Origin of the sequence: Enterobacter cloacae complex sp. SHL021 (assembly GCF_049237765.1) — a bacterium.
Taxonomy (GTDB): Bacteria; Pseudomonadota; Gammaproteobacteria; order Enterobacterales; family Enterobacteriaceae; genus Enterobacter; species Enterobacter cloacae.
On the sequence record NZ_JBMKJG010000022.1, the window covers coordinates 84941 to 95697 of the forward strand.

Sequence of the window (10757 nt, forward strand, 5' to 3'; positions counted from 1 at the left end):
ATAAAACACGATCGTAAGGAAACACCATGTCTCTTCCTCTGATTACGCCACAGCAGGCAAACGCGCTTATTGATGACGGCGCAAAGCTGATTGATATTCGCGATCCTGACGAATATGCCCGCGAGCATATTCCCGCCGCACAGTCCGTGCCGCTGGACACCTTACCCGGCGCACTGAACGCCGGGGCAGGTGAAACGGTGATTTTTCACTGCCAGTCCGGGGCCAGAACATCCAACAATGCCGCACGTCTTGCCCAGGCGGCGTCGCCTGCTCAGGCCTTGGTGGTCGAGGGCGGTATTCAGGGCTGGAAACAGGCCGGACTGCCGACCGTAGAAGATAAATCCCAGCCGCTGCCGCTGATGCGTCAGGTGCAAATTGCTGCCGGGCTGCTGATTCTGTGCGGCGTGGTGCTGGGCTATACGCTCTCCAGCGGCTTCTTCCTGCTGAGCGGTTTTGTCGGGGCCGGGCTTCTGTTTGCTGGCCTGACCGGATTTTGCGGCATGGCAAGACTGCTCAGGGTGATGCCGTGGAACAGACATACCTCATAAGCAGTAATCGATGAACCCTGCTGTACCCGGCGTGTGACGTGGGCTACAGTGAAGATCGCTAAAACGATGAGGAGGTTCTATGTTTTCTGTCGGTGATTATGTGCAACCGCGTCAGGGCGGCCCGAAACTGAAAGTGCTCGAAGTGAATGGGGATAGCATTGTGGCCGTTCAGGCCAGCAATGAGCAGGGCGAGAAATATACCCTGAAGGCAGCGGATGTTGCGCTGTACACCGAAGACGGTGATTTTGGCGTCTGCTAAACAGACAACCGGGCGGAGTCTTCCGCCCGGCTCACGCATTAGATCAGAAAATCATCCAGTGATTTGCCGTTTTCCAGCGCATTGGCAATAGGCTTCGGCGTGCGGCCCTGACCGGTCCACGTTTTCTCTTCACCGTTCTGGTCAATAAAGCGATATTTTGCTTCACGCGGCTTACGTTTTTTCGCCGATTTACCCGCATGCGCCAGCTCTACACCCAGCAGATCGGACGGTGAAATACCATCGGCTTTCATCCGTTCCAGCAGAGCATTAATTTTTTCCTGCTGCTCAGCGCGCTGTTGCTCTAATTCCGCCTGCTCACTACGTTTCTCTTCAGCAACGACCCTGACTTTTTCCAGCATTTCCTCAAGAACGTCCAGGGATAATTCACGCGCCATGGCGCGCAGAGTTCGGATATTATTAAGATTCTGTAACGTCAAAGACATATTATTTGAAAACCTTTTTTGTGGTGAGTCGTAAAATCAAAGCGAAGAATAATTCATTTCAAACATAATATCCACCCATCGACGCTTTTTGTCATTATTGTAAATATTTTTAAAGACGCCGCTTATATTATCCGGATATCGCGTTGTCGCGCTGCTTTTAATAAACATTCATAACAACATAAACGGTCGGTTTTAAGGCAAATCACAGGAGAGTACGCTGCGCGCTGCGTGTCGCACGGTCGCCGCCCACGCATTGCAAGCAACTTGTTGATTTTGCGCATCAAAAAACAGGACGAGAAAGAAAATAACGAAGCGAGCAAAAAACCATCATCTTTAGAGGATTTTGTGGAAAAAATGCGAATAAATAAAAATTTAACACTAGTTGTTAGTTTAAAGCCAGAAGGATACGCTATACACGTCAACCAAACCAACCCAAATCACTAAGATCATTACTTTTGTGCGTCTCAAGGAGCTCAGCCATGTTCTCACCGCAATCTCGCCTGCGCCACGCGGTAGCGGATACTTTCGCGATGGTTGTCTACTGTTCCGTCGTGAACATGCTGATTGAAATATTCCTCTCCGGAATGACCTTCGAGCAGTCACTTTCTTCGCGTCTGGTAGCGATCCCGGTGAACATTATTATCGCCTGGCCTTACGGCTTATACCGTGATGCCGTAATGCGCTTCGCCCGCCGCATCAGCCCGTCTGGCTGGATGAAAAACCTGGCAGATGTGCTGGCCTATGTGACGTTTCAGTCGCCTGTGTATGTGGCGATCCTGTTGACGGTGGGGGCAGACTGGCATCAGATTGCCGCAGCGGTGAGCTCAAATATCGTGATTTCGATGTTGATGGGCGCGGTGTATGGCTATTTCCTCGACTACTGTCGCCGCCTGTTCAGGGTCAGCCAGTACAGCCAGGCAAAAGCCTGATATGAAGCGACTGGCATATGCCAGTCGCAGTATTATTGTGCGTCGCCAAACAGTCCCTTCAGAAACCGCTCCAGCGCCATACGCGAGCTAAAACCATGCGGAATACCATAATGCTCGTGCGTCTCGCCGCCTAAATAGAGCGGAAATTGCTGGTAGTGATCGCAGGTTTTAATATCCGAGGCAGGCTCAGCAAATGACAGACTTCTGTCTTTCAGCGTCGGGTGAATAATAAGAGCGGTACGCCCCATTCTGGCTTCACGATTCACGTAAACATAATTCTCGCCACGGCGATAGCCATACGCTTTTGGCGTCACTTCATCCATGGTGAATCCCGCTTTTTCAAGAACGCGCGCCACCTCATCCGGTCGTAAATACATATCTTTTCCTCGTTATCTTTTCCTGCCCGGCAACCTTACAGTATTCAGCATTAGCAGGGCTTTCAGAATATTCCATAAACGGCCTGATGAGTCGTGACTCGCTTCAGATATTAAATTTCTGAACTAAACTAAACCGGAAGACAAAATTATGGAGGATCGTATGTTTAACAGACCGAACCAAAACGATATTAACGACGACGCTCAGGATATTCGTAATGATGTCAGCAGATTAGCGGACACGCTGGAGGAGGTGCTGAAATCCTGGGGCTCCGATGCGAAGGACGATGCGGAGGCCGCAAAACGTAAGGCTCAGTCTCTGCTGCGTGAAACACGCGCCCGGATGCATGGCCGCTCTCGTGCCACCCAGGCTGCCTGCGACATGGCAAGTTGCGCCACCACCTTCGTTCGTGAAAAACCGCTGTGTACCCTGGGTACGGTCGCGGCGGTGGGTATTTTTGTTGGCGCCCTGCTTAGCCTGCGTAAGTAAGCACGCGTTATCAGCCCCGGTTGCCTCTGGCGCCGGGGCTTTTCTTTGCCTGAAAGCCTGAAAAACCCGTGCAGCCTGCCCTGCCCCGCTGTGCTCATCATTGGGGCGCCATCAATCTGAATTTCCCATATCTTGTATGGTTGAAACTTAGCACAACTACATCTAGTATTCCCTTTAGCAAGACACACACAAACTGACGCGATGCTTCGCGCCGTTCTCTCATTTTAAATGGAAATACGAATCATGAGCATTATTATTTACACTCGTAACGATTGTATTCAGTGCCACGCGACCAAACGCGCTATGGAAAGCCGCGGGGTGGACTTTGAGATGGTGAATATCGATCTGGTGCCCGAGGCTGCCGATACTCTTCGTGCCCAGGGATTTCGCCAGCTGCCAGTGGTGGTGGCCGGGGAAACCAGCTGGTCTGGCTTTCGCCCGGACATGATTAACCGCCTCGCCGCGCAGGCCGCAAGGGCATGAGTGGGCTGGTCTACTTCTCCAGCAGCTCGGAAAACACGCTCCGCTTTATTGAGCGCGTCGGGCTGCCTGCGGTGCGCATTCCGCTCAACGAGCGGGAGCGTATTCAGGTAGACGACCCTTACATTCTGGTGGTTCCCAGCTATGGCGGCGGCGGTACGGCAGGTGCGGTACCGCGTCAGGTGATCCGCTTTCTCAACGATCCCCATAACCGCGCGCTTATTCGCGGCGTGATTGCGGCGGGCAATCGTAATTTCGGCGACGCCTTTGGTCGCGCCGGGGATGTCATCTCTCAAAAATGCGGCGTGCCGTATCTCTATCGCTTTGAACTGATGGGGACACAGCAGGACGTAGAGAACGTGCGTAAAGGAGTGAACGAATTTTGGCAACGACAACCGCAGAACGCGTAATGCAGGCGACACCGGACTACCACGCCTTAAACGCGATGCTTAACCTCTACGATCGCGAGGGGCGCATCCAGTTTGGTAAAGATCATGACGCCGTGGACGCCTTTTTGGCCGCCCACGTCCGTCCAAACAGCGTGACGTTCGCCAGCCAGGATGAGCGTCTCGACTACCTGGTCAACGAAGGGTATTACGAAGAACGCGTGCTCTCCCGTTACAACCGCGCCTTTGTGGTCAGGTTATTTGAGCGGGCCCACGCCAGCGGTTTTCGGTTCCAGACGTTTCTGGGCGCCTGGAAGTATTACACCAGCTACACCCTGAAAACCTTCGACGGCAAACGCTATCTTGAAAGCTTTGAGGATCGCGTAGTGATGGTGGCGCTGACCCTGGCCCAGGGCGATGAAGCCCTGGCTGAACAGCTGACGGAAGAGATCCTCTCCGGGCGCTTCCAGCCGGCCACTCCGACCTTCCTTAACTGCGGCAAGGCCCAGCGCGGCGAGCTGGTCTCCTGTTTCCTGCTGCGTATAGAAGACAATATGGAGTCGATTGGCCGCGCGGTAAATTCGGCGCTGCAGCTGTCCAAACGCGGCGGCGGCGTGGCGTTTTTACTGTCTAACCTGCGTGAAGCGGGTGCGCCAATTAAGCGCATTGAGAACCAGTCATCCGGCGTGATCCCGGTGATGAAGATGCTGGAAGATGCCTTCTCCTACGCCAACCAGCTTGGCGCGCGTCAGGGGGCCGGGGCGGTCTACCTGCACGCCCACCACCCGGACATTCTGCGTTTTCTGGATACCAAACGCGAAAACGCCGACGAAAAAATCCGTATCAAAACCCTGTCGCTCGGGGTGGTGATCCCGGATATCACCTTTAAACTCGCCAAAGAGAATGCCGACATGGCGCTGTTCTCGCCGTATGACATCGAGCGAATTTACGGCAAAGCGTTTGGCGACGTGGCGATAAGCGAGCTTTACGACGAGCTGGTTGCCGACGATCGCATTCGCAAAAAATACATCAACGCCCGCGATTTCTTCCAGCGGCTTGCCGAAATTCAGTTTGAGTCCGGCTACCCGTATATCATGTATGAAGACACGGTAAACCGTGCGAACCCGATTGCCGGGCGCATCAACATGAGCAACCTCTGTTCGGAGATTTTGCAGGTCAACAGCGCGTCCACTTATGACGAGAATCTGGACTACGCCGACATCGGCAAAGATATCTCCTGCAATCTCGGGTCGCTGAATATCGCCCACACCATGGATTCCCCCGATTTTGGCCGTACGGTCGACACAGCGGTTCGCGGCCTGACGGCAGTATCAGACATGAGTCATATCCGCAGCGTGCCGTCCATTGAGGCAGGCAACGCCGCGTCGCACGCCATCGGCCTGGGCCAGATGAACCTGCACGGCTATCTGGCGCGGGAAGGCATCGCCTACGGCAGCCCGGAAGGGCTGGATTTCACCAACCTCTATTTTTACACCATCACCTGGCATGCGTTGCACACCTCTATGATGCTGGCGCGCGAACGCAACCAGCGCTTCGCGGGCTTTGAGCAGTCGCGCTATGCCAGCGGGGAATATTTCAGTCAGTACCTGGAGAGCGACTGGCAGCCGAAAACGGAGAAAGTGCGCGCGTTGTTTGCCCGCGCCGGGATCGTTCTGCCCACGCGCGAAATGTGGCAGCAGCTGCGTGACGATGTGATGCGCCACGGCATCTATAACCAGAACCTGCAGGCGGTGCCGCCCACCGGCTCTATCTCCTATATCAATCACGCCACGTCGAGCATTCACCCGATTGTGTCGAAAATTGAGATCCGCAAGGAGGGCAAAACCGGGCGCGTCTACTACCCCGCCCCGTTTATGACCAATGAAAACCTGGCGCTGTATCAGGACGCGTATGAAATTGGCCCGGAAAAAATCATCGATACCTACGCCGAAGCAACCCGACACGTGGATCAGGGCCTGTCGCTGACGCTCTTCTTCCCGGACACGGCCACCACGCGGGATATCAACAAAGCACAGATTTATGCCTGGAAGAAAGGCATTAAAACGCTCTATTACATTCGCCTGCGCCAGCTTGCGCTGGAAGGCACCGAAATCGAAGGCTGCGTGTCCTGCGCGCTGTAAGGAGAAAGGATGAAACTGTCACGCGTGAGTGCGATTAACTGGAACCACATTCAGGATGATAAGGACCTGGAGGTGTGGAACCGCCTGACCAGCAATTTCTGGCTGCCGGAAAAAGTGCCGCTTTCTAACGATATTCCGGCCTGGCAAACCCTGAGTCATGCCGAGCAGCAGCTGACAATTCGCGTCTTTACCGGTCTGACGCTGCTGGACACCATCCAGAATACCGTTGGCGCCCCCGCGCTAATGGCCGATGCGCTGACGCCGCACGAAGAGGCGGTGATGTCGAACATCAGCTTTATGGAAGCGGTGCACGCCCGCTCCTACAGTTCGATCTTCTCGACGCTGTGCCAGACCAAAGATGTGGATGCGGCCTACAGCTGGAGTGAAGAGAGCGAGTCACTGCAGCGCAAGGCCAACCTGGTGCTGGATTATTATCAGGCCGATGAGCCGCTGAAGAAGAAAATCGCCAGCGTGTTTCTGGAATCATTCCTCTTCTACTCCGGCTTCTGGCTGCCGATGTACTGGTCGAGCCGCGGCAAACTCACCAACACCGCCGATCTCATTCGCCTCATCATCCGGGATGAAGCGGTGCACGGGTATTACATCGGCTATAAGTACCAGAAAGGGCTGGAGAAAGTCAGTGATGCCAGACGCGAGGAGCTAAAAGGATTTGCCCTTGATTTGCTGATGGATCTCTATGATAACGAACTGAGCTATACCGAAGAGCTCTACGCCGGAACCGGCTGGGAAGAGGAGGTAAAAGCCTTCCTCTGTTACAACGCCAATAAGGCGCTGATGAACCTCGGCTACGAAGCGTTGTTCCCGCCGGAAATGGCCGACGTGAACCCGGCAATTCTGGCGTCGCTCTCCCCCAACGCTGACGAAAACCACGACTTCTTTTCCGGGTCCGGCTCATCGTATGTGATGGGTAAAGCGGTGGAAACAGAAGATGAGGACTGGGATTTTTAATGAGCGCCTTAACGTTCATTAATTAAATATAAATATTCCAATTTCCTTCCGGATATTTCTCCTTCAGCTACACTGTCATCTCCACGACATATTCGCCTGAATCACTCCGATCCAGGCGAATTCTCCCGATGGCGCAGCAAAAAATTCACAAAAATTCAGATCGCGCTCAGCCCTTTACTCATGGGAAATTCAGCCGTTTCGCTTACTGCAAAATTCAACCCATAAGCAAACCCAGGGTTGCCTCAGAATCTGAGTATGTTAGGGTTATGCCCGTTAACAATTTACCATGGTAATCATATCGACATAAACAAATAACAGGACACTCTCTATTGCATGGCAATTAAATTAGAAGTGAAGAATCTTTATAAAATATTTGGCGAGCATCCGCAGCGCGCATTCAAATATATTGAAAAAGGCCTTTCGAAAGAGCAAATTCTGGAAAAAACCGGGCTATCGCTTGGCGTTAAAGACGCCAGTCTGGCCATTGAAGAAGGCGAGATTTTTGTCATCATGGGGTTATCCGGTTCGGGTAAATCCACTATGGTTCGCCTTCTCAATCGCCTGATTGAACCCACCCGTGGGCAGGTCCTGATTGATGGCGTAGACATTGCCCAAATATCAGATGCCGAACTCCGCGAGGTGCGCAGAAAAAAGATTGCGATGGTCTTCCAGTCGTTCGCCCTGATGCCGCATATGACGGTACTGGATAATACCGCCTTTGGTATGGAATTAGCGGGCGTTGCCGCCAGCGAACGTCAGGAAAAAGCACTTGATGCATTGCGCCAGGTGGGGCTTGAAAATTATGCCCATGCGTATCCGGATGAGCTTTCCGGTGGCATGCGTCAGCGTGTAGGTTTAGCCCGCGCATTAGCCATTAATCCCGATATTTTATTAATGGATGAAGCCTTCTCGGCGCTTGATCCCTTAATTCGCACCGAGATGCAGGATGAGCTGGTAAAATTACAGGCCAGACACCAGCGCACCATTGTCTTTATTTCTCACGATCTCGATGAAGCCATGCGTATTGGCGACCGCATTGCCATTATGCAAAATGGCGAAGTGGTGCAGGTCGGTACACCGGATGAAATTCTGAATAATCCGGCAAATGATTATGTGCGGACCTTCTTCCGCGGCGTGGATATTAGCCAGGTGTTTAGCGCCAAAGATATTGCCCGTCGTACCCCGAACGGCATTATTCGTAAAACGCCAGGTTTCGGTCCGCGCTCTGCCCTTAAGCTTCTGCAGGACGAAGACCGTGAATACGGTTATCTGGTTGAACGCGGCAATAAATTTGTCGGCGTTGTCTCCATCGATTCTCTCAAAACCGCGCTCAGCGAAAACCAGGGAATTGATGCGGCGTTAATTGACGCTCCGCTTGCCGTGGATGCCGAAACGCCGCTCAGCGAGTTGCTCTCTCACGTCGGCCAGGCACCCTGTGCCGTGCCGGTTATTGGGGAAGAACAACAGTACGTCGGCATCATCTCAAAACGGATGTTGCTGCAGGCTTTAGATCGCGAGGGGGCAAACCATGGCTGATCAATCTAACCCGTGGGGCACCACAGAGGCAGCAGACAGCGCTGCGCAATCTGCCGATGCGTGGGGTTCCACGCCAGCACCGGCCGATGGCGGTGGCGCGGCAGACTGGCTCAATAATGCGCCAGCACCGGCACCAGAACATTTCAATATTATGGATCCGTTCCACAAAACGCTGATCCCCCTGGACAGCTGGGTAACGGAGGGGATCGACTGGGTGGTTACCCATTTCCGTCCCGTCTTCCAGGGGATCCGCGTTCCGGTGGATTACATCCTCAACGGCTTCCAGCAGCTGATGCTGGGCATGCCCGCGCCGGTGGCGATTGTGCTGTTCTCGCTGATCGCCTGGCAGTTTGGTAGTGCAGGTATGGGGATCGCCACGCTGATCTCGTTGATTGCGATTGGTGCCATTGGCGCGTGGTCGCAGGCGATGATCACCCTGGCACTGGTGCTGACCGCCCTGCTCTTCTGCATTGTCATTGGTTTGCCTACGGGGATCTGGCTGGCGCGCAGTCCACGGGCGGCGAAGATCGTTCGTCCGCTGCTGGATGCGATGCAAACCACGCCAGCGTTCGTTTATCTGGTGCCCATCGTGATGCTGTTCGGTATCGGCAACGTGCCGGGCGTGGTGGTGACCATTATCTTCGCCCTGCCGCCGATTATTCGTCTGACAATACTCGGGATTAACCAGGTGCCTGCGGATCTGATTGAGGCCTCCCGTTCGTTCGGTGCCAGCCCGCGGCAGATGCTGTTTAAAGTTCAGCTCCCGCTGGCAATGCCTACCATCATGGCGGGGGTTAACCAGACGCTGATGCTGGCGCTCTCGATGGTGGTGATCGCCTCGATGATTGCCGTTGGCGGGCTGGGTCAAATGGTATTGCGCGGTATTGGCCGCCTCGATATGGGGCTGGCGACCGTCGGCGGCGTGGGCATTGTGATCCTCGCCATTATCCTTGACCGCCTGACCCAGGCTGTCGGTCGTGATTCACGCAGTCGCGGCAACCGTCGCTGGTATACCACCGGCCCTGTCGGGTTACTCACCCGCCCATTCAGAAAATAAGGAACAACGATGCGACATAAGGTACTTTTTGCCACAGCGTTTGCCACCCTTGTCTCCACCAGCGCATTCGCCGCGGACCTGCCGGGTAAAGGCATTACCGTGCAGCCGGTGCAGAGCACCATTTCGGAAGAGAGCTTCCAGACGCTTATCGTCAGCCGCGCGCTGGAGAAGCTGGGTTATACGGTCAATACGCCGAGCGAAGTGGATTACAACGTCGGCTACACCTCGATTGCCTCCGGTGATGCGACCTTCACTGCCGTCAACTGGCAGCCGCTGCACGACGATATGTACGCCGCGGCTGGCGGTGATAAGAAGTTCTACCGTGAAGGCACCTTCGTGACCGGTGCGGCGCAGGGTTATCTGATCGACAAGAAAACCGCCGACCAGTACCACATCACCAATATTGAGCAGCTGAAAGATCCGAAGATCGCCAAACTGTTCGACACTAACGGCGACGGCAAAGCCGATATGATGGGCTGCTCGCCGGGCTGGGGTTGTGAAGCGGTGATTAACCACCAGAACAAAGCGTACGGTCTGGCGAAAACCGTCGACGTGAGCCACGGCAACTACTCAGCGATGATGGCCGACACCATCGCCCGCTTTAAAGAGGGTAAACCGGTGATTTATTACACCTGGACCCCGTACTGGGTGAGCGACGTGCTGAAGCCGGGTAAAGATGTGGTGTGGCTGCAGGTACCGTTCTCCTCCCTGCCGGGCGAGCAGAAAGATATCGACACCAAACTGCCGAACGGCATGAACTATGGCTTCCCGGTGAATACGATGCATATCGTCGCCAACAAAGCCTGGGCGGAGAAAAACCCGGCCGCCGCCAAACTGTTCTCGGTAATGAAGCTGCCGCTGGCGGACATCAACGCCCAGAATGCGATGATGCACGCGGGCAAATCGTCTGAGGCGGATGTGAAGGGCCACGTTGACGGCTGGATTAAAGCCCACCAGCAGCAGTTTGATGGCTGGGTGAAGGAAGCGCTTGAGGCGCAGAAGTAAGTTTTTCCCCTCACCCCGGCTCTCTTAATCGTTCCCTCTCCCTGTGGGCTGAGGGATCCCCAGTAATATGGTCATGCCACCATGACCATATTACTGTACTCTTTACCCAGCTTTTTCATCTCGTTAACTATATTCAGGCG

At 54.2% G+C, this 10757-nt stretch carries 13 protein-coding genes; 11 read left to right on the top strand and 2 right to left on the bottom strand.

The genetic code is table 11. The features are described 5' to 3' along the window. The first annotated feature begins 26 nt into the window (after window positions 1-26). Window positions 27-548: a rhodanese family protein gene (locus ACOTZF_RS20010; RefSeq protein WP_045901503.1), complete on the top strand. Its 522-nt coding sequence runs from the start codon at window positions 27-29 to the stop codon at window positions 546-548. A 79-nt stretch (window positions 549-627) separates the two neighbouring features. After that, window positions 628-807, top strand: a complete 180-nt coding sequence (locus ACOTZF_RS20015; protein WP_023621597.1) for a hypothetical protein — start codon at window positions 628-630, stop codon at window positions 805-807. A gap of 38 nt (window positions 808-845) precedes the next feature. On the opposite strand, the gene stpA is transcribed toward ACOTZF_RS20015, so the two are convergent. After that, window positions 846-1250, bottom strand: a complete 405-nt coding sequence (stpA, locus tag ACOTZF_RS20020; RefSeq protein ID WP_013098413.1) for a DNA-binding protein StpA — start codon at window positions 1248-1250, stop codon at window positions 846-848. A gap of 479 nt (window positions 1251-1729) precedes the next feature. Here stpA and alaE point away from each other — a divergent pair, with 479 nt between their 5' ends. Continuing rightward, a complete protein-coding gene (gene alaE, locus ACOTZF_RS20025; RefSeq protein WP_013098416.1) occupies window positions 1730-2179 on the top strand; it encodes an L-alanine exporter AlaE in 450 nt (149 codons plus the stop codon). A gap of 32 nt (window positions 2180-2211) precedes the next feature. Here the strand turns inward: alaE and ACOTZF_RS20030 are convergent, their stop codons facing one another. After that, a complete protein-coding gene (locus ACOTZF_RS20030) occupies window positions 2212-2556 on the bottom strand; it encodes a DUF2002 family protein (RefSeq protein WP_013098417.1) in 345 nt (114 codons plus the stop codon). Between the two features lie 160 nt (window positions 2557-2716). Between ACOTZF_RS20030 and ACOTZF_RS20035 the strand changes: the two genes are divergently transcribed. The 8 genes from ACOTZF_RS20035 (at window position 2717) to proX (ending at window position 10617) form a co-directional block, all read left to right on the top strand. Continuing rightward, window positions 2717-3043, top strand: a complete 327-nt coding sequence (locus ACOTZF_RS20035) for a DUF883 domain-containing protein (protein ID WP_029883716.1) — start codon at window positions 2717-2719, stop codon at window positions 3041-3043. A gap of 243 nt (window positions 3044-3286) precedes the next feature. Next, a complete protein-coding gene (nrdH, locus tag ACOTZF_RS20040; RefSeq protein ID WP_129253233.1) occupies window positions 3287-3526 on the top strand; it encodes a glutaredoxin-like protein NrdH in 240 nt (79 codons plus the stop codon). Then, complete coding sequence (gene nrdI, locus ACOTZF_RS20045; RefSeq protein WP_029883717.1) at window positions 3523-3933, top strand: class Ib ribonucleoside-diphosphate reductase assembly flavoprotein NrdI; 411 nt, start codon at window positions 3523-3525, stop codon at window positions 3931-3933. Before nrdH ends, nrdI begins: the two co-directional genes overlap by 4 nt. After that, on the top strand, window positions 3906-6050 hold the full coding sequence (gene nrdE / locus ACOTZF_RS20050; protein WP_129253235.1) for a class 1b ribonucleoside-diphosphate reductase subunit alpha: 2145 nt from the start codon (window positions 3906-3908) through the stop codon (window positions 6048-6050). Before nrdI ends, nrdE begins: the two co-directional genes overlap by 28 nt. A 9-nt stretch (window positions 6051-6059) precedes the next feature. After that, window positions 6060-7019: a class 1b ribonucleoside-diphosphate reductase subunit beta gene (gene nrdF, locus ACOTZF_RS20055; RefSeq protein WP_058660443.1), complete on the top strand. Its 960-nt coding sequence runs from the start codon at window positions 6060-6062 to the stop codon at window positions 7017-7019. Window positions 7020-7352: 333 nt separating this feature from the next. Beyond that, complete coding sequence (proV, locus tag ACOTZF_RS20060) at window positions 7353-8555, top strand: glycine betaine/L-proline ABC transporter ATP-binding protein ProV (protein WP_013098423.1); 1203 nt, start codon at window positions 7353-7355, stop codon at window positions 8553-8555. Then, window positions 8548-9612 carry a glycine betaine/L-proline ABC transporter permease ProW gene (gene proW / locus ACOTZF_RS20065; protein WP_013098424.1) on the top strand — a complete coding sequence of 355 codons (1065 nt, stop codon included), beginning with the start codon at window positions 8548-8550 and terminating at the stop codon, window positions 9610-9612. Before proV ends, proW begins: the two co-directional genes overlap by 8 nt. Window positions 9613-9621: 9 nt before the next feature. Then, entirely contained in the window at window positions 9622-10617 is a 996-nt protein-coding gene (gene proX, locus ACOTZF_RS20070; RefSeq protein ID WP_013098425.1) for a glycine betaine/L-proline ABC transporter substrate-binding protein ProX, read from the top strand. The last annotated feature ends 140 nt before the right edge of the window (window positions 10618-10757 follow it).

Excerpts from the sequence above, each read along its gene's own strand:
- ACOTZF_RS20010 (WP_045901503.1), top strand. The coding sequence starts at position 27 with ATGTCTCTTCCTCTGATTACGCCACAGCAGGCAAACGCGCTTATTGAT.
- ACOTZF_RS20015 (WP_023621597.1), top strand. The coding sequence starts at position 628 with ATGTTTTCTGTCGGTGATTATGTGCAACCGCGTCAGGGCGGCCCGAAA.
- stpA (WP_013098413.1), bottom strand. The coding sequence starts at position 1,250 with ATGTCTTTGACGTTACAGAATCTTAATAATATCCGAACTCTGCGCGCC.
- alaE (WP_013098416.1), top strand. The coding sequence starts at position 1,730 with ATGTTCTCACCGCAATCTCGCCTGCGCCACGCGGTAGCGGATACTTTC.
- ACOTZF_RS20030 (WP_013098417.1), bottom strand. The coding sequence starts at position 2,556 with ATGTATTTACGACCGGATGAGGTGGCGCGCGTTCTTGAAAAAGCGGGA.
- ACOTZF_RS20035 (WP_029883716.1), top strand. The coding sequence starts at position 2,717 with ATGTTTAACAGACCGAACCAAAACGATATTAACGACGACGCTCAGGAT.
- nrdH (WP_129253233.1), top strand. The coding sequence starts at position 3,287 with ATGAGCATTATTATTTACACTCGTAACGATTGTATTCAGTGCCACGCG.
- nrdI (WP_029883717.1), top strand. The coding sequence starts at position 3,523 with ATGAGTGGGCTGGTCTACTTCTCCAGCAGCTCGGAAAACACGCTCCGC.
- nrdF (WP_058660443.1), top strand. The coding sequence starts at position 6,060 with ATGAAACTGTCACGCGTGAGTGCGATTAACTGGAACCACATTCAGGAT.
- proV (WP_013098423.1), top strand. The coding sequence starts at position 7,353 with ATGGCAATTAAATTAGAAGTGAAGAATCTTTATAAAATATTTGGCGAG.
- proW (WP_013098424.1), top strand. The coding sequence starts at position 8,548 with ATGGCTGATCAATCTAACCCGTGGGGCACCACAGAGGCAGCAGACAGC.
- proX (WP_013098425.1), top strand. The coding sequence starts at position 9,622 with ATGCGACATAAGGTACTTTTTGCCACAGCGTTTGCCACCCTTGTCTCC.